Origin of the sequence: Variovorax sp. RA8, assembly GCF_901827175.1 — a bacterium.
Classification (GTDB): Bacteria; Pseudomonadota; Gammaproteobacteria; order Burkholderiales; family Burkholderiaceae_C; genus Variovorax.
The window spans coordinates 6,004,026-6,027,027 of record NZ_LR594662.1 but is presented as its reverse complement, the minus strand read 5'-3'; the positions used below and the strand labels follow the sequence as shown (position 1 = coordinate 6,027,027).

Sequence of the window (23,002 nt, the reverse complement as noted above, 5' to 3'; positions counted from 1 at the left end):
GCTGCCCCCGCCGTGCGGTCAGCGAAACGGATTCGCCGTCGCGAACCACAGGCCGATGCCGGTGGCGATGATGAAGGCGCCGTCGGTCACGCCCGCGATCAGGAAGAAGAGCGTCTGCAACTGGTCCTTGAGCTCGGGCTGCCGTGCCGTGCCTTCCAGCAGCCTCGAGCCGACGATGCCGATGCCGATGCAGGAGCCCACGGCGGCAATGCCGATGAGAAGCGCGACGGCGAGAGGGAGGATGTCGAAGCCTTGGGTCATGTTGCTCTTTCGTGGCCTTGGAAGTTCGGCCTGGTGGCTGCCGGAACCACCCCGGTTCCGGCTTGCCTCCAATGTCGTGGAGCCGGTGCGTGGCGTCGATGACCTCGCAGGTCATGGCGGCTGGCCAAGGCGCGGTGCGACGCGAGACGCCTGATTCAGCCGGGCAGCAGGCGCTTCAGGTAGCGGCCTGTGTGGCTGGCCTCATTCGCTGCGAGTTCTTCCGGCGTGCCCTCGCCCACCACCGAGCCGCCGCCGGCGCCGCCTTCGGGGCCCATGTCGATCAGCCAGTCGGCCGTCTTGATCACGTCGAGGTTGTGCTCGATCACCACGATGGTGTTGCCCGCGTCGCGCAGCTGGTGCAGGACCTTGAGCAGGAGCTCGATGTCGGCGAAGTGCAGGCCGGTGGTGGGCTCGTCGAGGATGTAGAGGGTGCGGCCGGTGTCGCGCTTGCTGAGCTCCAGCGCCAGCTTGACGCGCTGCGCCTCGCCGCCCGAAAGCGTGGTCGCCGCCTGGCCCAGCTTGATGTAGCTCAGCCCGACGTCCAGCAGCGTGCGCAGCTTGCGCTCGATGGTCGGCACGGCCTTCAGGAACTCGTAGGCGGCCTCCACCGTCATGTCCAGGATCTGCGCGATGTTGCGGCCCTTGTACTGGACCTCCAGCGTCTCGCGGTTGTAGCGCTGGCCGTGGCAGACCTCGCAGGGCACGTAGACGTCGGGCAGGAAGTGCATCTCGACCTTCACGACGCCGTCGCCCTGGCACGCCTCGCAGCGCCCGCCCGCGACGTTGAAGCTGAAGCGGCCGGGGCCGTAGCCGCGTTCGCGCGCGGTGTTGGTCTCGGACATCAGCTCGCGGATCGGCGTGAACAGGCCGGTGTAGGTGGCGGGGTTGCTGCGCGGCGTGCGGCCGATGGGCGACTGGTCGACGTTGATGACCTTGTCGAAGTACTCGATGCCCTCCACCGTCTCGTGCGCGGCCGGCTCCTCGTGCGCGCGGTAGAGCGTGCGGGCGACCGCGGCGTAGAGGGTGTCGTTGACCAGCGTGGACTTGCCCGAGCCCGAGACGCCGGTCACGCAGGTGAAGAGGCCGACGGGGAAGGCCACGCTGACGTTCTTGAGGTTGTTACCGGTGGCGCCGACCACGCGGATCTCCTGCAGGGCGGTCTGGGTGGCCAGGTGCGCGGCCTCGCGCGCCGCGCGCCGCTCGGCGGCCGGGCTCATGGGGAAGCGCGAGGCCTTCTTCGGCTCGGCGGCCGCCGCCTTGGCAACCACCGGCAGCCAGGGGGTGCGGCGCTTCGGCACGGCGATCTTCCTGGCGCCCGAGAGGTACTGGCCCGTGAGCGAATCGGGATGGCCGGCGACCTGCGCGTAGCTGCCCTGCGCCATCACGCGGCCGCCGTGCACGCCGGCGCCGGGGCCCATGTCGATCACGTGGTCGGCGGCATGGATCATGTCTTCGTCGTGCTCGACCACGATCACGCTGTTGCCGATGTCGCGCAGATGCTTGAGCGTGCCGATCAGCCGGTCGTTGTCGCGCTGGTGCAGGCCGATGCTGGGCTCGTCGAGCACGTACATCACGCCGGTGAGGCCGGAGCCGATCTGCGAGGCCAGGCGGATGCGTTGCGCCTCGCCGCCGGAGAGCGTCTCGGCGCTGCGGTCGAGGCTCAGGTAGTTGAGGCCCACGTCGTTGAGGAACTTGAGCCGCAAGCCGATCTCGCGCACCACCTTGTCGGCGATCTCGGCCTTGGCGCCGTGCAGGCGCAGCTGCTGGAAATAGGCCAGGCTCTCGCGCAGCGTGGCGTGGCTGATCTCGTAGATCGCCATGCGCTGCGCGCCGCCGTCCGAGTCGTCGACCAGGTACACATGGCGCGCCTCGCGCCGCAGCCGCGTGCCGGCGCAGTCGGGGCAGGGCTGCAGGTTGCGAAAGCGCGAGAGGTCCTCGCGCACCATCGCCGAATCGGTCTCGCGGTAGCGCCGCGCCATGTTCGGGATCACGCCCTCGAAGGGGTGCTTGCGCACCAGCTTCCTGCCGGCCTGCTGGCCGCTTTCCATGGTGTAGGAGAACTTGATCTCCTCCTCGGCCGAGCCGTGCAGCACCGCCTGCTGCACCGAGGCGGGCAGCTCCTCGAAGGGCGTGTCGACGCTGACCTTGTAATGCTTGGCCACGCTCTCCAGCATGCTGAAGTAGTAGCCGTTGCGCCGGTCCCAGCCCTTGATGGCGCCGCTGGCCAGGCTCAGCGAGGGGAAGGCGACCACGCGCTGCGGATCGAAGAATTCGCGGTGGCCCAGGCCGTCGCAGCTCGGGCAGGCGCCCACCGGTGAGTTGAAGGAGAACAGGCGCGGCTCCAGCTCGGCCAGCGAGTAGTGGCAGATCGGGCAGGCGAACTTGGCGTTGAAGAGGTGTTCCTTCGTGCTGCCGTCCTCGTGCATCTCCAGCGCGATGGCGCGGCCCTCGGCCAGGCGCAGCGCGTTCTCGAAGCTCTCGGCCAGGCGCTGCTGCATGTCGGGGCGCGCGCGCAGGCGGTCGATCACCACGTCGATGTCGTGCTTCTCGGTCTTCTTGAGCTTGGGCAGGTCGTTGTATTCGTAGGTCTGGCCGTCGACGCGGAAGCGCACGTAGCCCTGGGCCTGCATCTCGGCGAAGAGCTCGAGGAACTCGCCTTTCTTCTCGCGGGCCACCGGGGCCAGGATCATCAGGCGCGGCTGGTCGGGAACAGCCATGACCGAGTCGACCATCTGCGAGACGGTCTGGGCCTGCAGCGGCAGGTCATGGTCGGGGCAGTAGGGCGTGCCGGCGCGGGCATACAGCAGGCGCAGGTAGTCATGGATCTCGGTCACCGTGCCTACGGTGGAGCGCGGGTTGTGGCTGGTCGCCTTCTGCTCGATGCTGATCGCGGGCGACAGGCCCTCGATCATGTCGACGTCGGGCTTGTCCATCAGCTGCAGGAACTGGCGCGCATAGGCCGACAGGCTTTCGACATAGCGGCGCTGGCCCTCGGCATAGAGCGTGTCGAAGGCCAGGCTGGACTTGCCCGAGCCCGACAGGCCGGTGATCACCACCAGCTTGTTGCGCGGAATATCGAGGTCGACGTTCTTGAGGTTGTGCGTGCGCGCGCCGCGGATGCTGATGCGCTGCTGCGCAAGCGCGGCGCCGAGGTAGGCGCCGCTGGCGCTATCGCCAAGATAGGCGCCGCTGGCGCTATCCATGAGGGTGGAATTCACAGGACGGTCGATTTTGGACAACCGAGCATGATAAATCCCTCGGGTTTTCAGGGCACGTGGCCGGTTTTGGCGGATTGCTGCTGGGATTCGGAAGGCGCCACCACCGGCGAGGGCGATCCGATCGCGCCTGCCACCATGTGCTCGGCCAGCGACTCGTACAGCGGCCGGCTGATCATGCGCGACACCAGGCTGGCCAGCATGGCCGAGGCCATCAGGCTCAGCACCATCGAGTGGCCGTCGACCATCTCCATCACGATGATGAAGGCGGTGAGCGGGGTCTGCGTCACCGCCGCCAGGAAGCCGGCCATGCCCACCGCGATCAGCGCCGGGCCGAGGCCGCTGCCGGTGAGTTGCGAGATGCTGTTGCCGATACCTGCTCCGATGGTCAGGGCAGGTGCGAAGATGCCGCCCGGCACGCCGCACCAGGCAGTGAGCCAGGTAGCGACGAATTTGAGCAGGGTGTGCAGCGGCGAGAGCTCCTCATGGCCGGCCAGCATGCCCTTCACGGTCTCGGAGCCGGCCCCGAAGGTGGCGCCGCCCGTCACCAGGCCGATCACCGCGATCAGCAGGCCGCCCACCGCGGCAAAGCGCAGCGGCCAGCGTGCGCGGGCCTGGTTCAGCCGTCCTGGCGCACCGGTCAGCGAGGCGGCGAGCAGGCGCGCGAACAGGCCGCCCGCCACGCCGCTCGCCAGCGTGACCGCCAGGCCTGGCCCCAGCGCCGACCAGCCCAGGTCAGGCACCCGGATGATTCCGAAGTAGCTGAGATTGCCGAACACGGACACAGCCACCAGGCCTGCCAGCACGATGGCGGTGATGATCAGGCCGCTGGCGCGCGTCTCCAGCCGGCCGTACAGTTCCTCGATCGCGAACACCACGCCCGCCAGCGGTGCATTGAAGGCGGCCGCGATCCCGGCCGCGCCGCCGGCCACCAGCAGTGCGCGCGCATCGATGGTCGAGGCGGGCGAGAGCCAGCGGCGCGCATGCTGCATCACCCCGGCCGCTACCTGCACGGAAGGCCCTTCGCGGCCGATCGACAGGCCCGCCGCCAGGCCGGCGACCGCCAGCCCGATCTTGGCAAGGGTGAGGCGCAGCGAGACCAGCCGGCCACGGCGTTCGGGCGGAAGGGCTGGGTGCAGCGCGGCCTTGACCTGTGGAATGCCCGAGCCGGCCGCCCCCGGAAACCACCGGCGCGTGGCCCAGACGATGGCGACGGTGAGGGCCGGCGTCCACAACAGCAGTGCCCAGGGCTGCGCCTGATGCAGCCGACGGAAAAGGGCGAAGGCGGCGTCGCTCCCGAGGGTGAAGCCCACCACGAACAGGCCTGCGGCCACCGCATAGGCCAGCACGATGGCGCGATCGAGCCAGAGGCGGCCGCTGGACAGCTCGGCACGCAGATTCTCGAGAAAGTCGGGTTCGCGGTTCATCGAAGCGGTTCATTCTCGCAGCAGCGGTGGCAGCGTCCGCCAGCAAGGCGGATGCCGGCCTTCATGCGGCACAATGTCGCGTTTCCCGTCTTCCGTCCACTTATCCCCAGGGGCAACACATATGGCATCGGTCAACAAAGTCATCCTCGTCGGCAATCTCGGGCGCGACCCCGAAACCCGCACCTTCCCGAGCGGTGACCAGATCTGCAACGTGACCCTGGCCACCACCGACAAGTGGAAGGACAAGCAGAGCGGCGAGATGCGCGAAGCCACCGAGTGGCACCGCCTGGTGTTCAACGGCCGGCTGGCCGAAATCGCCGCGCAGTACCTGCGCAAGGGCTCGCAGATCTACGTCGAGGGCCAGATCCGCACGCGCAAGTACACCGACAAGGACGGCGTCGAGAAGTACGCCACCGACATCCGCGTCGATCAGATGCAAATGCTGGGCAGCCGCCAGGGGCAGGGCGCGCCCTCGGGGGAGGACGATGGCGGCTATGGCGGTGGTTATTCGCAGGGTGGCGGTGGCGGTGGCAGTGGCTACTCGCGCCCGCCCGCCGCGGCACCGCGCGCACCGGCCGCATCGCCGGCACCGCGCCAGGCGCCGGCCAAGTCCTCGTCCGGCTTCGACGACATGGACGACGACATTCCTTTCTGACGAGATCCTTCCACATCGCCTTCTAAGGCGCAGGGCTTGACGGCCCTGCGCCTTTTTTTGTTGTGCCCCGTTCGGACAATCCGAAGCCCAGGGGAGGCGGCGTCGGGTAGCAGTGGCGGAAAAGGTGCCATCAGGTTGCGCAGATCCTGATGAATTGTCGCGGCAATTGTTTCCTGCGGTGACTCTTCAGCACCATACGCATCGCTTGGCGACAACCTCTAACGACTTCAGCGATGACTCCGTTTCTCCGATGCGCATTGATTTGCACGGCCGCAGTGCTGAGTGGCTGCGCGCTCGCACCGGGTGTGAACTTCGGTGGGACTGTCGCGGGTCCGGCCGCAAGCTCCGCTAGCGCGTCCGCCGACGCTGCAGACCTGCCGCCGCCCGGGGCATTGCAGAGCATCACACCCGAACTGATCCGCAGCCAACGCGCGGCTCAAGCCACGGTGGTGGGCTCGGATGTCAAGCGCCTGTTCGGTGTCGCGCAGCCGTACCGTATCGGCAGTGGCGACATCTTGAACATCGTCGTGTGGGACCACCCCGACCTGGTGCTCGCGCCGGCAGGTTCTCTCACCACGGACGCCATCGCCGGCTCTCCCGTCAGCAACGGCTACAACGTGGGCGCGGACGGGACGATCCAGTTTCCCTACCTGGGCAGTTTCAAAGTCGCTGGACTCACCGAAACAGAAGTGCGCGATCGCTTGGTCACACGACTCGCCAAATACTTCAGCGAGCCGAAGGTCACGGTCCGCATTCAGTCCTACCGGGCCGGCCGGGTGTACGTGGATGGTGAAGTGCGCGCGCCGGGCCTGCAGGCGGTCAACGACATCCCGATGACCTTGCCGGAGGCGATCCATCGGGCCGGAGGGTTCACGGCCGAGGCCGATCGTTCCTCCGTCAGCGTGTCGCGCAGCGGCGCCACCACGATGGTCGACCTGCCGCGGCTGACGGCTCTGGGCGTCAACCCGACCGACATCCTCCTCGCCGCCGGCGATCTGGTGCGGGTCCTCAGCCGCGAGGATGCGAAGGTCTATGTGATGGGCGAGGTCACGCGTGCGGTCGCGCAGCCTCTGCGCAACGGGCGGCTCACGCTCAACCAGGCGCTGGGCGAGGCGGGTGGCGTCAGCACCACGACAGGGAACCCGCAGCAGATCTATGTCGTGCGGGCTGGTGCAGCCGGGGCAGCCGGGGCGCCGCAGATCTTCCACCTCGACGCGAGCGCTCCGGTGGCCTACGCGTTGGCGGAGAGCTTCGAACTCAAGGCGCGCGACGTCGTGTATGTCGATCCCGTACCCCTGGTGCGCTGGAACCGCGTCATCAGTCTGATCCTTCCGAGTGCGCAGGTGGTCAACGTGGCCAACAACGTCAAATGACGCGACATATCCTCGTGCTGTGTTCGGGCAACGTTTGCCGCAGCCCGGTCGCCGCGGCGCTGTTGGCGCGTGAGCTTCCCGGCAAGACGATCAGATCGGCCGGCTTGGCCGCACCGGTGGGCGCGCCGGCCGATCCTATGGCGATCGAGTTCGCAGCGGCGCGAGGCCTGGACCTTTCGGTCCACCGCGCGCAGCACGTGACCTTTGCGATGTGCCGGGCCGCCGACCTCATCCTGGTGATGGAGCAGCGCCACACCGCCGAGCTCAGGCGGAGATATCCGCAGGTATGGGGAAAGGTGTTCAGGCTGGGTGAAGCAGCCGGCTTCGACATCGCTGATCCGTACCGCAAGCCCCGCAAGACCTTCGAAGCCGCCTGCATCGACGTCGCCGCCGGCGTCGCCGCGTGGGCCAGGCGCATCCGCGAGCTGGAATGCAGCCGTCTTCTGCCACGACAGCCGATCGTCCACTGCGAATGAATACCCCCGCGCCCATCACCGCCAACGCGCCGCTTGTATCGCGGGCGAAGGACGAGGTCAGCCTGCTTGAGCTGCTCGACGTCGTTCTTGACAACCGATGGCTTATCGCAGCTGTGACGGTGCTGGGTCTCGTGCTGGGCGTGGCCTATGCGCTGCTCGCCACGCCCGTCTACCGAGCCAGCACCATGGTGCAGGTGGAAGAGAGCAAGGGCGGGGCCGGCACGCTGTTGGGCGACGCTGCCAGCCTGTTCGACATCCGCTCTCCGGCATCGGCCGAAATGCAGATCCTGCGCTCGCGCCTGGTGCTCGGACAGACTGTGCAGAACGTGGGCCTCGACGTGGAGGTGAGGCCGAGATACCTGCCGGTTTTCGGGTCATGGTTGGCACGTTACGCAAGCGGACCATCCGATCCCGGCTTTCTCAATTCGTCGATTCGCAAAACCCTCGTTGCACGACGGCGGGAGGTATGGCGAGCATGAAAGTTGCACTTCTAGCAGGGGCCCATAGCGTGCATACACTGCGTTGGGCGAATGGACTCGCAGCCACCGGCGCCGAGGTTCATTTGATCAGCGCTCATCGGCTAGCTGGCGCTTTGGACGATACGGTGATGTTTCATCCTTTGCCTGTTCGTGCGCCTTGGGGCTATCTGGCTGCAGCAGGGTCCTTAAGAGGCGTTCTGAGACGAATAGGCCCGGACATCCTGAATGCTCACTACGCGACCGGCTACGGTCTGCTTGCGCGGCTGAGCCGCTTCCGGCCGCTGCTGCTCTCGATGTGGGGCAGCGATGTGTACGACTTTCCGCAGAAGTCCTTCTTCCATCGACGGTTTCTGGCCATGAACTTGAAACATGCCAATGCCCTGGCTTCGACCAGCATGTGTATGGCTCGGCAATCGGCTGAGACCTGGGCGCATGCCCATGTGTTCATTACACCCTTTGGCATAGACGAAGAGCGCTTCACGCCGATGCGTCGGCACGCGGACGCGCGTTGCCTGGTGTTGGGGACGGTCAAGGCGCTGAAGAACAAGTATGGCGTCGACACGTTGATCGAAGCCTTTGCACTGGCGCAAGCCCAACTCGCGCCTCGGACCGTGCGCTTGGAAATCACGGGCACCGGCCCGGAGGAAGGAGCACTGAAGGCGCTGGCCGCGCGGCTGGGCGTCGCGGACAGCGTGATTTTCCATGGTGCGGTCGAACATGAGCGCATTCCGTTGATGCTCGATCGGTTGGATATCTTCGCTGCCTTGAGTCGATTGGACTCCGAAAGCTTCGGCGTGGCGATCCTGGAGGCTGCGGCCGCTGGAAAGCCGGTCGTGGTTTCGGATGCCGATGGCCCAGCCGAAGTGACCATCGATGGCTCGACCGGCTTCATCGTACGTCGGAACGATCCGATGGCTGCGGCAAGCGCCATTGTCCAATTGGCTCGCTCACCCGAGCTGATGAGAGAAATGGGAGAAGCAGGACGACGTCACGTCTTGACGCACTACACATGGACTCGATCGGTGGCACTCATGTGCGAGGCGTATCGCAAGACGATCCTGCTTCATCGCGGCGAATCCGAAGCAGGCTTGACAGCATGAAGCACGTTTGGATCTTCAATCATTACGCGACGGAGCCTGGAAGCTCCGGCGGAACTCGTCACTTCGAGCTGGCTTGTCTGTTGAATGCACACGGCTGGCAGGCCAGCTTGATTGCCGCGAGCTTCGACGCCCATAACAGCCGCGGACGATTGGTCGAAGGCGAGCAGGCTCGGCTCGAAGTGATCGATGGGGTCCCGTTCCTGTGGATTCGCACGCCCGACTACCAAGGCAATGGCTTGGGAAGGATGCGCAACATGTTGGCGTATGCGTGGCGGGTGCTTCCGGCAAGCACGTTGAGCGTTCTTCCTCGGCCCGACGTCGTGGTGGGATCCAGCGTCCATCTTCTTGCAGCCTGGGCGGCCGCGATCTGGGCTCGCCGGTGCAAAGTGCCCTTTGTTTTCGAGGTCCGCGATCTTTGGCCGCAGACGCTGGTGGACATGGGCCGATTGAGAGAGGGCAGTGCGATGGTGCGTCTTCTGCGCAAACTCGAATTGTGGCTATATCGACGCGCCGACAGGATCGTCGTGCTGTTGCCGTTTGCATCCGAGTACATCGCGCCGATGGGGATCGCGGAGGAGAAGATTGTTTGGATACCCAACGGCGTCAATGCTTCAAGGTTCTCTTCATTGCAACGCAGCGTCCATCCACCATCTGCGCCGTTCACGCTGATGTATCTGGGGGCGCACGGCCAGGCCAATGGGCTCGAAGGCGTGCTGCAGGCCATGAAGCAGGTGCAAGAGGCGAATTGCGCTCCGCGCGTTCTGTTGCGCCTCATCGGCGAAGGTCCGCAGAAGGCCGCCTTGCAGGCAAAGGCGCTGGAAATGCGACTGGACAACGTGAGATTCGAGCCAGCGGTGCCTAAGGCCGAGATTCCCGCTGTGGCCGCGCAGGCAGACGCGTTCGTCATCGCGGTGCTGGATTTGCCGGGGCTGTATCGCTACGGGATCAGCATGAACAAGCTATTCGACTATTTGGCCGCGGCTCGTCCGGTCATCATTGCTTCGGACGCAGCCAACAACCCGGTGCGCGACGCGAAGGCCGGGCTCGCTGTCAGTGCCGGCGAACCGGGCGAACTGGCCGACGCCATCCTCAAGCTGGCAGCCATGTCCCCGGAGGAGCGCTGGCGCATGGGGCAGTCCGGGCGAGCATACGTGGAGCAGAACCATGATTTTTCCAGCTTGGCGGCTCGGCTGGGAGGGCTGCTGGACGAGGTTTGCATGCCGCGTGGGCGCCTTGGAACGGTGACGACATGAAGCGCCTCCTGGATGTTGGTCTGGCTACCGTGGGATTGCTTGTTCTCAGCATTCCGCTTGTGCTGCTGATGTGGTGCGTGAGGTGCGCGCTCGGAAGTCCGGTGTTTTTTCCTCAGACACGCCCTGGCCTGCGCGGGCGGCCTTTCAAGATGATCAAGTTCCGCACCATGACGGACGCGCGAAGCGAGGACGGCCAATTGCTGTCGGACGAAGAGCGGCTCGGGAGCTTCGGACGCTTCCTTCGCACGACCAGTCTGGATGAATTGCCCGAGCTATGGAACGTTCTGAAAGGCGACATGAGCCTCGTCGGCCCGCGCCCGCTGCTGATGGAGTACATCCCCCTCTACTCGCCCGAGCAGGCGCGGCGCCACGATGTCCGGCCGGGCATCACAGGCTGGGCTCAGGTCAATGGCCGCAACGCGTTGAGCTGGGAAGAGAAATTCAGGCTCGATGTCTGGTATGTGGACCATCGCTCGCTGTGGCTGGATCTCCGCATCCTGTGGCTCACCGTGCGCAAGGTCCTCGCGCGCGACGGCATCAGCGCGCTTGGCGAGGCGACGATGCCGCGCTTTACCGGACCGCAGATGGAGCACGAGCAATGAACATGCCGCTTTTTGCCGTCTACGGTGCCAGCGGCTGCGGCCGCAGCGTCACGCCCCTCGCGCGTTCGCAGCTGGAGCGCCAGGGAATCCTGGCGACGCGGCTGGTCTTCGTGGACGACCAGCCCGAGGCGGCGCTGGTGAACGGCCAGCGCGTGCTGCGCTACGAGGAATACCTTGAAGCCCAGGCCAGCACTCGCCACGCCGTGCTCGCCGTCGGCGACGGCCAGGTCCGGAAGCAACTTTCCGATCGCTGCCGCGCCGGCGGCGTGCAGCCCTGGACGGTCATCGCGGCCAACGTGGTGGTGATGGACGAAGTCACCCTGGGTGAAGGCGCGATCCTCAGCCCCTTCGTCACTCTGGGTTCCAACGTCCGCATCGGCCGGCACTTCCACGCCAACCTCTACAGCTATGTCGAGCATGACAGCGTCATCGGCGACTTCGTCACCTTTGCGCCGGGCGTCAAGTGCAACGGCAACGTTGTCGTCGAGGACCACGCGTACGTCGGGACGGGGGCTGTCCTCAAGCAGGGCAAGCCTGGCCAGCCGCTGGTCATCGGCCGCGGTGCCGTCATCGGCATGGGCGCCGTTGTCACGCGCCATGTGCCCGCGGGCACCACGGTAGCCGGCAATCCTGCCAGGCCACTCGTCAAGGGCTGATCGTGCTGAACACGTCTTTTTCTCCCTGGCCCAGCTTCACCACACAGGAGGCCGAGGCCGTGGTGCGGGTGCTGATCTCCAACAAGGTCAACTACTGGACCGGTGAGGAGTGCCGCGCGTTCGAACAAGAGTTTGCCGCCTGGACCGGTGCCGCGCATGCCGTTGCGCTCGCCAACGGCACACTGGCGCTCGATGTGGTGCTCAAGGCCATGGGCATAGGCCCGGGCGACGAGGTCATCGTCACGCCACGCACATTCATCGCCAGCGTGTCCTGCGTCGTCAATGCCGGCGCAACGCCCGTCTTCGCCGACGTGGAGCCCGACAGCGGAAACCTCTCGGCGTCGACCATCGCGCGGGTCATCACGCCCCGCACCCGGGCCGTCATCTGCGTGCACCTGGCCGGCTGGCCGTGCGACATGGATCCCATCATGGCGCTGGCTGCCGAGCATGGCATCAAGGTCATCGAAGACTGTGCCCAGGCCCACGGGGCACGCTACAAGGGCAGGTCCGTCGGCACTCTCGGCCATGCCGGCGCCTGGTCCTTCTGCCAGGACAAGATCATGTCCACGGGTGGCGAAGGCGGCATGGTCACGACGCACGACACGGACTTGTGGCGCGCCGTCTGGCAATACAAGGACCATGGCAAGAGCCACGAAGCGGTGTACGAGCGCCAGCACCCACCGGGCTTTCGCTGGCTGCATGAAAGCTTCGGCACCAATTGGCGCATGCTGGAGATGCAGGCAGTCATCGGCCGCATGCAGCTGCGCTGCATGGCCGACTGGACCACGAGGCGCACCCGCCATGCCGAGGCGATCTGGGCCGCGTGTGCACCCTATGCGGCAGTCCACGTGCCGCGAGTGCCTGCGCCTTGCATCCATGCCCACTACAAGTGCTACGCGTACGTGCAGCCCGACCGCCTTTCACGGGGCTGGAGCCGCGACCGCATCATCGAGGCCATCCAGGCAAGGGGCGTCCCCTGCTATCAGGGTTCGTGCTCCGAGGTCTATCTCGAGAAGGCGTTCGACGGCACCGGTTGGCGACCGGACGAGCGGCTGCCGGTCGCGCGCCGACTCGGAGAGACCAGCCTGATGTTCCTGGTGCATCCGACGCTGACATCGGCAGAGATCGCCAGGACTTGCGCGGCGATCGACCACGTGTTGCGCGAGGCGAATGCCTGACCATGCGTATGACCATGCTGCGTTCGGCCTTCTGGGTGTGCGTGTTGGCAATCCTTGTGATGTCGCTCATGCCCCCGGTGCCCCAGATGCCCACTACCGGCTGGGACAAGAGCAACCACATGCTCGGCTTCGCCGTGCTGATGCTGCTTGGCCGGTGGGCCTATCCCGGTCGCACGGCGTTCCTCGTGTGCGGCCTGTTGGCTTACGGCGGCTTGATCGAGCTCCTGCAATCGCTCACGCCCGCCCGCTTCGCCGAGTGGGCGGATCTGGTGGCAGACGCGCTCGGACTCTTCGCCGGCTGGGCTCTCGGCCAGTTGGCGGCCTGGCTCCTCGCCAGGCGAGTTGCATCGAGGTCGAGCGATGAATGAGCGCCCGAGATTCCTGACACGGGCCGCGGCCCCCTTGCTGGCGCTGCCTCGCACCGCCAAGCGTGCGCTGGTACTGGGGATGGACGCCTGCCTCTGCGTCTTCACGGTCTGGCTCGCACTGTCGCTGCGCTTCGATGCCTGGGTGGTCCTGTCCAGCCGCGACCTGTGGGCCGTGGGGGTCTCGCTGTCGCTGGCGCTGCCGCTGTTCGTGAAGTTCGGCATGTATCGCGCCATCTTCCGTTACAGCGGGTGGCCAGCCTTGGCGGCCGTCACGAAGGCAGTGGCGATCTACGCCGCGGCCTACGGCCTGGTGTTCGCGGCGATCGGCGTGCCGGGCGTGCCGCGCACCATCGGACTGATCCAGCCGTTGCTGCTGCTGCTGGCAGTGAGTGCCTCGCGCCTTCTTGCTCGTGGCTGGCTGGGCGGGGTCTATCAAGGGCTGCTGACTCGCAGGGAACTCCCCCGGGTGCTGATCTACGGCGCAGGCGACGCCGGCCGCCGACTCGCCCAAGCCCTGTCGGCCGGCAGCGAGCTGCGCCTGCTGGGGTTTCTCGACGACGACGAGCGCCTGCAAGGCGGCCTGATCCATGGCCTGCCGGTCCATGACCCCGCAACGTTGAAGGCGCAGGTGGCCGCGCTGCGCGTCAGCGACATCTTCCTGGCAATCCCTTCGGTTTCGCGCCAGCGGCGCCACGAGATCCTGGAGCAGGTGCGGCAGGCCAGGGTATCGGTGCGGACGCTGCCGGGCCTGATGGAGCTCGCCCAGGGCAAGGTCCAGGTCAGCGACCTGCGCGAGCTGGACGTCGAAGACCTGTTGGGGCGCAACGCCGTCGCGCCCCATCCTCTCCTGCTCGGCAAGAACATTCGCGGCAAGGTGGTGCTGGTGACGGGGGCGGGAGGCTCCATCGGCAGCGAGCTGTGCCGCCAGATCGTCAAGGGCGATGCCGCCACGCTGCTTCTGGTGGAGCGCTCGGAGTTTGCGCTCTACACCATCCACGGCGAGCTGCTGCAAGGACTGGAAGGCAGGGGTGGGGACGCGCCGCGGATCGTGCCCCTGCTCGCCTCGGTCGCGGATGCGCGCCGCATGCGCGAGATCATGGCGGCCTGGCATCCGCACACCGTCTACCATGCCGCGGCCTACAAGCACGTACCGCTGGTGGAGCACAACCCGGCCGAGGGCGTCCGCAACAACGTCTTCGGCACGCTGATCACGGCAGGGGCAGCGGCCGCGCACGGCGTGCGCGATTTCGTGCTCATCAGCACCGACAAGGCCGTGCGCCCCACCAACATCATGGGTTGCAGCAAGCGCCTGGCCGAGATGGGCCTGCAGGCCCTGGCCGAGCAGGCGTCACGCCGGCCCAACGGCACGCGCTTCTCGATGGTTCGCTTCGGCAATGTGCTGGACTCCTCAGGCTCCGTGGTGCCCCTGTTCCGACAGCAGATCCGCAATGGCGGCCCCATCACGCTGACGCACCTCGACATCACCCGCTACTTCATGACCATTCCCGAGGCGGCCCAGCTGGTCATCCAGGCCGGTGCCATGGCCAACGGCGGCGAGGTGTTCGTGCTGGACATGGGCGAGCCGATCAGGATCGCGGATCTTGCCCGCCGCATGGTCGAGCTCTCGGGCATGACGGTGCGGGATGCGGACAACCCGGCAGGCGACATCGAAATCCGGGTCGTGGGCCTGCGCCCCGGCGAAAAGCTGTACGAAGAGCTGTTGATCGGCGACAACCCGCTGCCCACGCCCCATTCCCGCATCCTCAAGGCGCGAGACGACTTCCTGTCGTGGGGCGCGCTGTCGCCGCAACTGGAGCGCCTGAAGGCTGCGCTCGAGATCAACGATGCGCCTTCGATCCGGCAGCAGCTGCAGCAGATGGTGCTCGGGTATCGGCCGCGGGGGGAGGTGGTGGACTGGGTCCACCTCGAGCAGCGCGCGGAGCTTGCCGTCGCTGGCCTTTGAGCCGAGCGCGGGCCGCGCTCAGGCCAGCAACTTGTCCACGATCAGGTGCCAGTGCACCGGGTCGACCGGCATGATCGACAGGCGATTGCCCCGGCGCAGCACCACCATGTCGGCCAGCTCGGGCGTCGCGCGCATCTCGGGCAGGCCCAGCAGCCGGGTCTTGCGAAGCGCCTGCACGTCCAGCAGCAGCCAGCGCGGATGCTCGGGCTTCGATGCCGGGTCGTAATAGGGCGACTCGGGCTCGAACTGCGTCGGGTCGGGCCGCGTCCCGGAGGCCACGCGCGCGATGCCGACGATGCCCGGCTGCGGGCAGCTCGAGTGGTAGAACAGCACGCCGTCGTCAACCAGCATCTCGTTACGCATGAGGTTGCGCGCCTGCCAGCCGCGCACGCCGGTCCAGGGCACGGTGGCGTCGGGCGCGGCCAGCGCGTCGTCGATCGAGCAATCGTCCGGTTCGGACTTCATCAACCAGAACTTGGACATGGCAGCATCGGCTTCGGTGGATGGCAACAGCACGACGTTTTATCAGAAGCCGGAAATGGCCTGCGCCAGCACGATCATCGCGATCGCGCCATGATGCGCGACCATGGTGCCCTTCTCCATCCTCGATCTCGCCCCCATTACCGAAGGCAGCGACGCCGCGCAGTCCTTCCGCAACTCCCTCGGCCTGGCGCAGCTTGGCGAGAAGTTGGGCTACCGGCGCTACTGGTTGGCCGAGCACCACGGCATGCCCGGCATCGCAAGCGCGGCCACTGCCGTGCTGCTGGCCTATATCGGCGCCGGTACCTCCACCATCCGCATCGGTGCCGGCGGCGTGATGCTGCCCAACCATTCGCCGCTGGTGATCGCCGAGCAGTTCGGCACGCTGGAGTCGCTCTACCCGGGCCGCATCGACCTCGGCCTCGGGCGGGCGCCGGGCTCGGACCAGCGCACCGCGCGGGCCTTGCGGCGCGACCTGCAATCCGATGCCGACCAGTTCCCCCAGGACGTGGTCGAGCTGATGGACTTCATGTCCAAGGAGCCGCAGCAGGCGGTTCGCGCCGTGCCGGGCACGGGGCTGGAGGTGCCGGTGTGGATTCTCGGCTCGAGCACCTTCGGCGCGCAGCTCGCGGCGCACCTGGGTCTGCCCTATGCCTTCGCCTCGCATTTCGCGCCGCAGCAGCTGATGCAGGCCATCCGCATCTACCGCGATACCTTCAAGCCCTCGAAGCAGCTCGCCAAGCCCTATGTGATGCTGGGCTTCAACGTGTTCGCGGCCGAGACCGACGAAGAGGCGGAATTTCGCGCGAGCTCCTGGCAGCAGGCCTTCGTCAACCTGCGCAGCGGACGTCCGGGCCGCCTGCCGCCGCCGGTGGAAGGCTACCGCACGCGCATCGGGCCGGCAGAGAACGCACTGCTCGATTCGGTGCTGTCCTGCGCGGCGGTGGGGTCGAGGGAGACGGTGCGGGCAGGGGTGAAGGCCTTCATCGAGCGCACCGGCGCGGACGAGCTGATGATCACCTCGCAGGTGTTCGACCACGAAGCGCGCTTGAAGTCCTACGAGATCCTCGCCGGTCTTCGCGATTGACGCCTTCTCCCGGAGCGACAGCGAGCAAGTCCGGGAGTGGTCAGTTCAGTGCGGTTGCGCGCTTGGAGGCGCCGGGCTTGCGTGGCGCTTTCGGCACTGCAGCGCGCACCGCTTTCGCTGTCACCTTCTTCTTCGCCACCGCCTTCGGTGCTGCCCGCTTCTTCGCGGGAGGTTTCGGCGCGGCTGCAGCACCCGGCGCAGCCACCGGCACGGCAGTGGGTGCCGGCGCGGCCTGCGCATTCCCTACGATCAGTGCGAACAGCTTCCTGTGCTCCGCCACTACATAGTCCCCCAGGTCCGCCACGTCCGGCACCGCGCGGCGACAGGCCGTGAGGCCGAACTCGAGCGCGCCGTTGTAGCTCTGCACTGTCATGTTCAGCGCGAGCCCGTGGCCCGGTATCGAGACCGGGAAGTAGGCCGCCACCTTGGCCCCCGCGAAATACAGTGCGAATGAGGGCCCGGGCACGTTGGAGATCGCCACGTTGGCGACCGGCGGCAGCTTGTCGGCCAGCCCTGAGCGGCCGTAGAGCGACGCCAGGCCCGACATCAGCGAGGGCACGCCCAGCGAGGGGAAGTCGGTCGGAATCGCGGCTTTGACATTGCCGGTGAGCTTCTTGCCCTCGCTCGAAGATTCGTGGATGGCCGCCAGCCGCTCCAGCGGATCGGCAATGTCCGTGGCCAGGCTCACCAGCATCACCGAGACCTGGTTGTTGAGGTCGGTGTTGCCCTCGCTGCGCAGCGACACCGGCACGCCGGCGATCAGCGGCTTGGCCGGCTTGCAGCCGTAGCCGGCCAGGTAGCGGCGCAGCGCGCCGGCGCAGATGGCCAGCACGATGTCGTTGAGGCTGGTGCCGGTGGCCTTCGACATCTGCTTGACCTCGGCCAGCGGCACGGAACGCGCGGCGAAGGAACGCTGGTTGGTGATCGACACGTTGAGCGGCGTGCGCGGCGCGGTGCGCAAGGCCTTGGGCAGCTCGAACTTGCGCTGGCCTGTCCCCTCCGACACCGGCATCAGCACGTTGCCGATGGCCTTGGCGGTGGCCGGGATCGACTGGATCAGCTTCACGTACTGCTGCACCGCGTTGCTCAGCGCTGCCGTGGCCAGCTCGGCCATGCCGAGCTGCGACGAGTCGGGCCGGCGCGTCACGCGCGGGGCCTTCACCGGCGCCGGCGTCTCGGAGATGTCGAACAGCGCCTTCGCCACCGCCACCCCGGCCTGGCCGTCGATCGCCGCATGGTGCATCTTGCTGTAGAGCGCCACCTGGCCGGTCTGCAGGCCCTCGATGATGTGCATTTCCCACAGCGGGCGGCTGCGGTCCAGCAGCGAGGAATGAAGCCGGCCCACCAGGCGCTCCAGCTGCGCCATGGTGCCGGGCCTCGGCATGATCACGTGGTGGATGTGGTGGTCCAGGTCCAGGTCGTCGTCGTCCACCCATACCGGGTTGGCAAGGTCGAAGGGCATCATCGCCAGCTTGCGCACGAACACCGAGGCCAGGTGCAGGCGCCCGCTCAGGTACTTCTTGGCGTCCTCGGCGAAGTCGCCCTCGTAGCCGGGCGGCAGATCGATCAGCTGCAGGCTCCCGACATGCATCGGCGATTCGGGGGTTTCGAGGTGCAGGAACGAGGCGTCCATGCCGCTGAGGTGATCCATGCAAGTCTCCTTGGCGGACGCCTCGGCGCCCCGCCCGCGTTGTTGTGCGTCCGATCGGCGTTGCAGTGTGAACCTCGGCGCCGCTTCTTTCAACTGGATGAAGACCCGCAGGGCCGGCCTCCTTCGCGCTCCGTGATTACCCGCGCACCGGCACCGGCATGGCCGGCCTGGGACAATCGCGGCCCATGGACAAGCAGCGCATCGTGGTGGGCCTGAGCGGCGGGGTGGACTCTGCGGTCACGGCGCACCTGCTCAAGCAGCGGGGCCATGAGGTGGTCGGCATCTTCATGAAGAACTGGGAGGACGACGACGACAGCGAATACTGTTCGTCGAACATCGACTTCATCGACGCCGCCAGCGTGGCCGACGTGCTGGGCATCGAGATCGAGCACGTCAACTTCGCGGCCGACTACAAGGACCGTGTCTTCGCCGAATTCCTGCGCGAGTACCAGGCCGGCCGCACGCCCAATCCGGACGTGCTGTGCAATGCCGAGATCAAGTTCAAGGCCTTCCTCGATCATGCGATGCGCCTTGGCGCGGAAAAGATAGCCACCGGGCACTACGCCCGCGTTCGCTTCAACGCGGCGAGCGAGCGCTACGAGCTGCTCAAGGGCCTCGATCCGGCGAAGGACCAGAGCTACTTCCTGCACCGCCTGAACCAGCAGCAACTGGCGAAGACGATGTTCCCTGTCGGCGAGCTGCACAAGACCGAGGTGCGGCGCATCGCCGACGAGATCGGCCTGCCCAACGCCAGGAAGAAGGACTCGACCGGCATCTGCTTCATTGGCGAGCGGCCTTTTCGGGAATTCCTCAACCGGTACATCTCGAAGGAGCCGGGCCCGATCCGCGACGAGCGGGGCCGGCGCATCGGCGAGCACCAGGGCCTGAGCTTCTACACCCTGGGCCAGCGCCAGGGCCTGGGCATCGGCGGCCTCAAGCCCAGAGGGGCGCAGCGGGGCGCTGGCGAGCATGCGCCCTGGTTCGTGGCTCGCAAGGACATCGAAAGCAACACCCTCTGGGTGGTGCAGGGCCACGACCACCCCTGGCTGCTGTCGGCTACCCTGGAGGCGGACGATGCCAGCTGGGTTGGAGGCGCGGCGCCGCCCGCGGGCGCCTACGCGGCGAAGTCGCGCTATCGCCAGGCCGACGCCGGCTGCACGCTGGCGGAGGGCGCCAACGGCGCGTTCCGGCTCGCCTTCGCCGAGTCCCAATGGGCGGTGACGCCGGGACAGTCGGCGGTGCTCTACGACGGCGAGGTATGCCTGGGTGGCGGGGTCATCTCGCGCGCCGGCTGACGCCTGCTGGCGCATCTTCGCCCTCGGCTGGATGACGAGCAGCTTCGGAGGGCCGTGCGTTGCACATTGGAGTACCTTCGCCTTCGGCTGCGGTACGAGCCCTCTCCCGGAGCGTCCGGCCGGGTGCTCAGGCCTCGTCCTCGCCCGCCACCGAGGCGTGGACGTGGATGAGGTCCAGCGGATGGCGATGGCCGGCGAGATAGTCGTCCACGCATTGCAGCAGCAGCGGGCTGCGATGCCGCTCGCGGCTCGCACGCAGCTCCTCGGCCGTCATCCATAGGGTACGCACGATGCCGTGGTCCAGCGCGCGGCCCGGCTCGAGAGGGCCCAGCGTGCCGCAGAAGGCGAAACGCATGTAGGTGGTGTCCTCGCCACGGGCGCCGCGCTGGCGCGCCATGTAGATACCCACCAGCGCGGTCGGGGTGAAGCGGTGTGCGGTTTCTTCCAGCGTCTCGCGCGCGCAGCCTTCGGCCGGCGACTCGCCGGGGTCCAGATGCCCGGCGGGCGAATTCAGCCGCAGGCCATCGCTCGTCTCTTCCTCGACCACGAGGAAGCGGCCGGCCTCCTCGATCACCGCGGCGACGGTGACGTTGGGCTTCCAGCGATGCGCCATCAGCGCAAGACGTAGCCCGAGAAGCGCCAGACCCGGTCGTCCCCCAGCTGGAAGGTCACCAGCTCGCGAACGGTGGCGTTCGCCTTGTTGGCAAAGCGGGTCTCGTATTCGATGCTCACGTACTGGCCGGCCAGCTCCTGGTTGCTCTCCCCGACCACCTGCCGGTTGATGGCGACCCAGGTGCGTTGCTGCGGGGCGCCCAGCGGGGTGCGTGCCTTGGCGACCTGGTTCACGAAATCGTCGCGGCTCACGCGCTTGCGGGCGGCCGGCGTGGCGCCGTCCCAGAGCTCGCCGGTCTTGTTCTGGTCGATCATCTGGATCGCCTGCAGGCCGCCGCGGACCAGGTCGCTCGGCTCCGCGTCCTGCGCAAATGCGAGCTGCAGACAGCTGCCCAGCAGCACGGCAGCCAGCAGGCTTCGGATCATCTTTTTCATCGTGACGCCACTCCTTGGTTAATCATTCTGTCGCCCCTGCCAGGGGATACGGCAACTCGGCCTCTTCGCCGGCGAGGTATTCCAACCGGTAGCCCAGGCCGTAGACCGAGGCCAGGATCATGCCGTTGGCGGGGCGCAGGTCCAGCCGGGCGCGCAGCCGCGACATATGCGTGTCGAGCGAACGTGAACCAGGCTCGAGCTCCTGCCCCCAGACGGTCAGCATCAGGTGCTCGCGCGGCAGCAGCCGGCCGATGTTGCGAAACAGGAGCAGCGCGAGGTCGTATTCGCGTTGTTTCAACCGCACCGGTTCCCCGTGCAGGCGGATCGTACCGGCGAGCGGGGAGAAGTGATAGGGCCCGTAGACCAGCTCTCTCTCGAAACGGGTCGGATACGCCCGGCGCAGCAGGGCGTGCACGCGCGCCTGCAGTTCGGCTCTGCACAGGGGCTTGACCATGAAGTCGTCGGCGCCCGCCAGCAGGGCCGAGGTCATTCGGGCCTTGTCCTCGGGGCCGGCCGTGAGGAGCAGCGGCAGCCGGTTGCCGAACCTCTCGCGCAGCCGCCGGACCATCTCGATTCCTTCGACGTCCGGGGGGCGCCAGTCGAGCATCAGCAGGTCGTAGCGCTGGGCGCGGAGTCCGCGCAGCAAGGACTTGCCGTTGGCATAGCCGTGGCACTCGTGACCGCTTGTCGCCATCACGCGCTGGATCGATTCGATCTCGCGCGGCTCGTCGTCGAGCATCGCTATTCGCATAGCATCTCCCTGAAGATTCTTGTTCCACGCTGCCGGCCATTCTGGGCGCCGGTCGCGCGCGGATCGCACTGTACAGGAAGCAAGCGCCGAATTGGAAGAGGGCTTGCGCGTGCATGGCGGCGGCGCACCGCCAAGACCGCGCACCCTCGGGACAGTGCGGCCGGCCTGCGCCTGTCATCTTCATGTAAGCTCGGCGCGAATTCCAACGTAGCCCCGAGGAGATCCCCATGCTGATAGGCGTGCCGGCCGAAACTGTGCCCGGCGAAACCCGAGTGGCCGTCACTCCGGAGACGGCCAAGAAGCTTGTCGCGCAGGGGCACACCGTGCGCGTGCAGTCCGGCGCCGGCATCACTGCCGCGATCACCGACGCCGCCTTCCAGGCCGCCGGTGCCGAGATCACCGATGCCGCCGGCGCCTTCGCCTGCGAGCTCGTGCTCAAGGTGCGCTCGCCGTCCGACGGCGAGGCCGCGCTCATGAAGCCCGGCACGGTGGTGGTGGGCATGCTCAACCCCTTCGATGCCGAGGGCCTGCAAAGGCTCGCGGCGGCCGGCCTCACCGGTTTCGCGCTGGAAGCGGCCCCGCGCACCACCCGCGCCCAGAGCATGGACGTGCTCTCCTCCCAGGCCAACATCGCCGGCTACAAGGCCGTCATGATCGCGGCCGACAAGTACCAGCGCTTCTTCCCCATGCTGATGACCGCCGCCGGCACCGTGAAGGCTGCGCGCGTGGTCATCCTGGGTGTCGGCGTGGCCGGCCTGCAGGCCATCGCCACCGCCAAGCGCCTGGGCGCCGTCATCGAGGCCTCGGACGTGCGCCCCTCCGTCAAGGAGCAGGTCGAGTCCCTGGGGGCCAAGTTCATCGACGTGCCCTACGAGACGCAGGAAGAGAAGGAAGCCGCCGAAGGCGTCGGCGGCTATGCCCGCCCCATGCCCCAGAGCTGGCTCGATCGCCAGAAGGCCGAGGTCGCCAAGCGCGTGGCCCAGGCCGACGTGGTCATCACCACGGCGCTGATCCCCGGCCGGCCGGCCCCGGTGCTGGTCACCGAGGACATGGTGAAGGCCATGAAGCCCGGCTCCGTCATCGTCGACCTGGCGGCCCCGCAGGGCGGCAACTGCCCGCTGACCGAGCCCGGCCGCACGGTCATCAAGCATGGCGTCACGCTCGTGGGCGAGACCAACCTGCCCGCGCTCGTGGCGGCCGACGCCTCCTCGCTCTACGCGCGCAACGTGCTCGACTTCCTGAAGCTCGTGCTCCCCAAGGAGGGCGGCTTCAAGATCGACCTCGAGGACGACATCGTCGCCGCCTGCCTGATGAGCAGGGACGGCCAAGTGACCCGCAAGTAAGAACGAGGAAGCAGCCCATGGACCCCGTCTCCCACACCGTCATTAACCTGATCATCTTCGTGCTGGCCATCTACGTGGGCTACCACGTGGTCTGGACCGTCACGCCTGCGCTGCACACGCCGCTGATGGCGGTGACCAACGCGATTTCCGCCATCGTCATCGTCGGCGCCATGCTGGCGGCCGCGCTCACCAGCACCTGGCTGGGCAAGGGCATGGGCGTGCTGGCGGTCGCGCTGGCCGCAGTCAACGTCTTCGGCGGCTTCCTGGTCACCCGGCGCATGCTGGAGATGTTCAGGAAGAAGGACAAGAAGGCGGCCCCTGCCAAGGCGGAGGGCCACTGAC

General features: G+C 67.1%; 23 protein-coding genes. 15 read left to right on the top strand and 8 right to left on the bottom strand.

Annotated elements, in window-relative coordinates; genetic code table 11:
- Positions 1 to 18 precede the first annotated feature (18 nt).
- The 3 genes from atpE to E5P3_RS28680 form a co-directional block, all read right to left on the bottom strand.
- The gene (gene atpE, locus E5P3_RS28690; RefSeq protein WP_068684783.1) at positions 19 to 261 is read right to left on the bottom strand and encodes a F0F1 ATP synthase subunit C; all 243 of its coding nucleotides are present in this window, start codon (positions 259 to 261) and stop codon (positions 19 to 21) included.
- A gap of 155 nt (positions 262 to 416) precedes the next feature.
- The gene (gene uvrA / locus E5P3_RS28685; protein ID WP_162589922.1) at positions 417 to 3,464 is read right to left on the bottom strand and encodes an excinuclease ABC subunit UvrA; all 3,048 of its coding nucleotides are present in this window, start codon (positions 3,462 to 3,464) and stop codon (positions 417 to 419) included.
- Between the two features lie 62 nt (positions 3,465 to 3,526).
- Positions 3,527 to 4,903 carry a chloride channel protein gene (locus E5P3_RS28680; protein ID WP_162589056.1) on the bottom strand — a complete coding sequence of 459 codons (1,377 nt, stop codon included), beginning with the start codon at positions 4,901 to 4,903 and terminating at the stop codon, positions 3,527 to 3,529.
- A 121-nt stretch (positions 4,904 to 5,024) separates the two neighbouring features.
- On the opposite strand from E5P3_RS28680, the gene ssb reads away from it, so the two are divergent.
- The 11 genes from ssb to E5P3_RS28625 all read left to right on the top strand — a co-directional run bounded on the left by ssb (position 5,025) and on the right by E5P3_RS28625 (position 15,006).
- Complete coding sequence (ssb, locus tag E5P3_RS28675) at positions 5,025 to 5,558, top strand: single-stranded DNA-binding protein (protein ID WP_162589055.1); 534 nt, start codon at positions 5,025 to 5,027, stop codon at positions 5,556 to 5,558.
- Between the two features lie 257 nt (positions 5,559 to 5,815).
- Complete coding sequence (locus tag E5P3_RS28670; protein ID WP_232073358.1) at positions 5,816 to 6,931, top strand: polysaccharide biosynthesis/export family protein; 1,116 nt, start codon at positions 5,816 to 5,818, stop codon at positions 6,929 to 6,931.
- The gene (locus E5P3_RS28665) at positions 6,928 to 7,407 is read left to right on the top strand and encodes a low molecular weight protein-tyrosine-phosphatase (RefSeq protein WP_162589053.1); all 480 of its coding nucleotides are present in this window, start codon (positions 6,928 to 6,930) and stop codon (positions 7,405 to 7,407) included. Before E5P3_RS28670 ends, E5P3_RS28665 begins: the two co-directional genes overlap by 4 nt.
- Positions 7,404 to 7,886 (top strand): Wzz/FepE/Etk N-terminal domain-containing protein, encoded by a 483-nt coding sequence (locus E5P3_RS28660; RefSeq protein WP_162589052.1) that lies wholly within the window; start codon positions 7,404 to 7,406, stop codon positions 7,884 to 7,886. Before E5P3_RS28665 ends, E5P3_RS28660 begins: the two co-directional genes overlap by 4 nt.
- Positions 7,883 to 8,986 (top strand): glycosyltransferase, encoded by a 1,104-nt coding sequence (locus tag E5P3_RS28655; RefSeq protein ID WP_162589051.1) that lies wholly within the window; start codon positions 7,883 to 7,885, stop codon positions 8,984 to 8,986. Before E5P3_RS28660 ends, E5P3_RS28655 begins: the two co-directional genes overlap by 4 nt.
- Positions 8,983 to 10,239 carry a glycosyltransferase family 4 protein gene (locus tag E5P3_RS28650; RefSeq protein ID WP_162589050.1) on the top strand — a complete coding sequence of 419 codons (1,257 nt, stop codon included), beginning with the start codon at positions 8,983 to 8,985 and terminating at the stop codon, positions 10,237 to 10,239. Before E5P3_RS28655 ends, E5P3_RS28650 begins: the two co-directional genes overlap by 4 nt.
- Positions 10,236 to 10,841: a sugar transferase gene (locus E5P3_RS28645; RefSeq protein ID WP_162589049.1), complete on the top strand. Its 606-nt coding sequence runs from the start codon at positions 10,236 to 10,238 to the stop codon at positions 10,839 to 10,841. Before E5P3_RS28650 ends, E5P3_RS28645 begins: the two co-directional genes overlap by 4 nt.
- Before the next feature lie 2 nt (positions 10,842 to 10,843).
- Entirely contained in the window at positions 10,844 to 11,497 is a 654-nt protein-coding gene (locus E5P3_RS28640) for an acetyltransferase (protein WP_197894032.1), read from the top strand.
- A gap of 2 nt (positions 11,498 to 11,499) precedes the next feature.
- The gene (locus E5P3_RS28635) at positions 11,500 to 12,675 is read left to right on the top strand and encodes a DegT/DnrJ/EryC1/StrS family aminotransferase (RefSeq protein WP_162589047.1); all 1,176 of its coding nucleotides are present in this window, start codon (positions 11,500 to 11,502) and stop codon (positions 12,673 to 12,675) included.
- 2 nt (positions 12,676 to 12,677) lie between these two features.
- Complete coding sequence (locus E5P3_RS28630) at positions 12,678 to 13,043, top strand: VanZ family protein (protein WP_162589046.1); 366 nt, start codon at positions 12,678 to 12,680, stop codon at positions 13,041 to 13,043.
- Positions 13,036 to 15,006, top strand: a complete 1,971-nt coding sequence (locus tag E5P3_RS28625) for a polysaccharide biosynthesis protein (RefSeq protein ID WP_162589045.1) — start codon at positions 13,036 to 13,038, stop codon at positions 15,004 to 15,006. The genes E5P3_RS28630 and E5P3_RS28625 overlap by 8 nt, the downstream gene beginning before the upstream one ends.
- An 18-nt stretch (positions 15,007 to 15,024) precedes the next feature.
- On the opposite strand, the gene E5P3_RS28620 is transcribed toward E5P3_RS28625, so the two are convergent.
- Positions 15,025 to 15,489, bottom strand: a complete 465-nt coding sequence (locus E5P3_RS28620) for an EVE domain-containing protein (RefSeq protein ID WP_162589044.1) — start codon at positions 15,487 to 15,489, stop codon at positions 15,025 to 15,027.
- A gap of 103 nt (positions 15,490 to 15,592) precedes the next feature.
- Here E5P3_RS28620 and E5P3_RS28615 point away from each other — a divergent pair, with 103 nt between their 5' ends.
- Positions 15,593 to 16,573: an LLM class flavin-dependent oxidoreductase gene (locus E5P3_RS28615; RefSeq protein WP_162589043.1), complete on the top strand. Its 981-nt coding sequence runs from the start codon at positions 15,593 to 15,595 to the stop codon at positions 16,571 to 16,573.
- A gap of 40 nt (positions 16,574 to 16,613) precedes the next feature.
- Here the strand turns inward: E5P3_RS28615 and E5P3_RS28610 are convergent, their stop codons facing one another.
- Positions 16,614 to 18,224 carry a WS/DGAT/MGAT family O-acyltransferase gene (locus E5P3_RS28610; protein WP_162589042.1) on the bottom strand — a complete coding sequence of 537 codons (1,611 nt, stop codon included), beginning with the start codon at positions 18,222 to 18,224 and terminating at the stop codon, positions 16,614 to 16,616.
- Positions 18,225 to 18,409: 185 nt separating this feature from the next.
- Between E5P3_RS28610 and mnmA the strand changes: the two genes are divergently transcribed.
- The gene (gene mnmA / locus E5P3_RS28605) at positions 18,410 to 19,519 is read left to right on the top strand and encodes a tRNA 2-thiouridine(34) synthase MnmA (protein ID WP_162589041.1); all 1,110 of its coding nucleotides are present in this window, start codon (positions 18,410 to 18,412) and stop codon (positions 19,517 to 19,519) included.
- 127 nt (positions 19,520 to 19,646) lie between these two features.
- On the opposite strand, the gene E5P3_RS28600 is transcribed toward mnmA, so the two are convergent.
- The 3 genes from E5P3_RS28600 to E5P3_RS28590 are packed head-to-tail and all read right to left on the bottom strand — an operon-like array spanning position 19,647 to position 21,305.
- Positions 19,647 to 20,132: an NUDIX hydrolase gene (locus E5P3_RS28600; protein WP_174263113.1), complete on the bottom strand. Its 486-nt coding sequence runs from the start codon at positions 20,130 to 20,132 to the stop codon at positions 19,647 to 19,649.
- Positions 20,132 to 20,566, bottom strand: coding sequence for a DUF4019 domain-containing protein (locus E5P3_RS28595; protein ID WP_162589040.1), 435 nt, complete (start codon positions 20,564 to 20,566; stop codon positions 20,132 to 20,134). Before E5P3_RS28595 ends, E5P3_RS28600 begins: the two co-directional genes overlap by 1 nt.
- 22 nt (positions 20,567 to 20,588) lie before the next feature.
- Positions 20,589 to 21,305, bottom strand: a complete 717-nt coding sequence (locus E5P3_RS28590) for a response regulator transcription factor (RefSeq protein WP_232073357.1) — start codon at positions 21,303 to 21,305, stop codon at positions 20,589 to 20,591.
- Between the two features lie 239 nt (positions 21,306 to 21,544).
- On the opposite strand from E5P3_RS28590, the gene E5P3_RS28585 reads away from it, so the two are divergent.
- Together E5P3_RS28585 and E5P3_RS28580 are read left to right on the top strand one after the other, a co-directional pair.
- Positions 21,545 to 22,660, top strand: coding sequence for a Re/Si-specific NAD(P)(+) transhydrogenase subunit alpha (locus tag E5P3_RS28585; protein ID WP_162589038.1), 1,116 nt, complete (start codon positions 21,545 to 21,547; stop codon positions 22,658 to 22,660).
- A gap of 17 nt (positions 22,661 to 22,677) precedes the next feature.
- Entirely contained in the window at positions 22,678 to 23,001 is a 324-nt protein-coding gene (locus E5P3_RS28580) for an NAD(P) transhydrogenase subunit alpha (RefSeq protein ID WP_162589037.1), read from the top strand.
- The last annotated feature ends 1 nt before the right edge of the window (position 23,002 follow it).

Coding starts and splice junctions, on each gene's coding strand:
- E5P3_RS28655 (WP_162589051.1), top strand. CDS start 7,883: ATGAAAGTTGCACTTCTAGCAGGGGCCCATAGCGTGCATACACTGCGT.
- E5P3_RS28650 (WP_162589050.1), top strand. CDS start 8,983: ATGAAGCACGTTTGGATCTTCAATCATTACGCGACGGAGCCTGGAAGC.
- mnmA (WP_162589041.1), top strand. CDS start 18,410: ATGGACAAGCAGCGCATCGTGGTGGGCCTGAGCGGCGGGGTGGACTCT.
- ssb (WP_162589055.1), top strand. CDS start 5,025: ATGGCATCGGTCAACAAAGTCATCCTCGTCGGCAATCTCGGGCGCGAC.
- E5P3_RS28645 (WP_162589049.1), top strand. CDS start 10,236: ATGAAGCGCCTCCTGGATGTTGGTCTGGCTACCGTGGGATTGCTTGTT.
- atpE (WP_068684783.1), bottom strand. CDS start 261: ATGACCCAAGGCTTCGACATCCTCCCTCTCGCCGTCGCGCTTCTCATC.
- uvrA (WP_162589922.1), bottom strand. CDS start 3,464: ATGGATAGCGCCAGCGGCGCCTATCTTGGCGATAGCGCCAGCGGCGCC.
- E5P3_RS28595 (WP_162589040.1), bottom strand. CDS start 20,566: ATGAAAAAGATGATCCGAAGCCTGCTGGCTGCCGTGCTGCTGGGCAGC.
- E5P3_RS28625 (WP_162589045.1), top strand. CDS start 13,036: ATGAATGAGCGCCCGAGATTCCTGACACGGGCCGCGGCCCCCTTGCTG.
- E5P3_RS28680 (WP_162589056.1), bottom strand. CDS start 4,903: ATGAACCGCGAACCCGACTTTCTCGAGAATCTGCGTGCCGAGCTGTCC.
- E5P3_RS28580 (WP_162589037.1), top strand. CDS start 22,678: ATGGACCCCGTCTCCCACACCGTCATTAACCTGATCATCTTCGTGCTG.
- E5P3_RS28600 (WP_174263113.1), bottom strand. CDS start 20,132: ATGGCGCATCGCTGGAAGCCCAACGTCACCGTCGCCGCGGTGATCGAG.
- E5P3_RS28665 (WP_162589053.1), top strand. CDS start 6,928: ATGACGCGACATATCCTCGTGCTGTGTTCGGGCAACGTTTGCCGCAGC.
- E5P3_RS28660 (WP_162589052.1), top strand. CDS start 7,404: ATGAATACCCCCGCGCCCATCACCGCCAACGCGCCGCTTGTATCGCGG.
- E5P3_RS28610 (WP_162589042.1), bottom strand. CDS start 18,224: ATGGATCACCTCAGCGGCATGGACGCCTCGTTCCTGCACCTCGAAACC.
- E5P3_RS28590 (WP_232073357.1), bottom strand. CDS start 21,305: ATGCTCGACGACGAGCCGCGCGAGATCGAATCGATCCAGCGCGTGATG.
- E5P3_RS28615 (WP_162589043.1), top strand. CDS start 15,593: ATGGTGCCCTTCTCCATCCTCGATCTCGCCCCCATTACCGAAGGCAGC.
- E5P3_RS28585 (WP_162589038.1), top strand. CDS start 21,545: ATGCTGATAGGCGTGCCGGCCGAAACTGTGCCCGGCGAAACCCGAGTG.
- E5P3_RS28620 (WP_162589044.1), bottom strand. CDS start 15,489: ATGTCCAAGTTCTGGTTGATGAAGTCCGAACCGGACGATTGCTCGATC.
- E5P3_RS28630 (WP_162589046.1), top strand. CDS start 12,678: ATGCGTATGACCATGCTGCGTTCGGCCTTCTGGGTGTGCGTGTTGGCA.
- E5P3_RS28640 (WP_197894032.1), top strand. CDS start 10,844: ATGCCGCTTTTTGCCGTCTACGGTGCCAGCGGCTGCGGCCGCAGCGTC.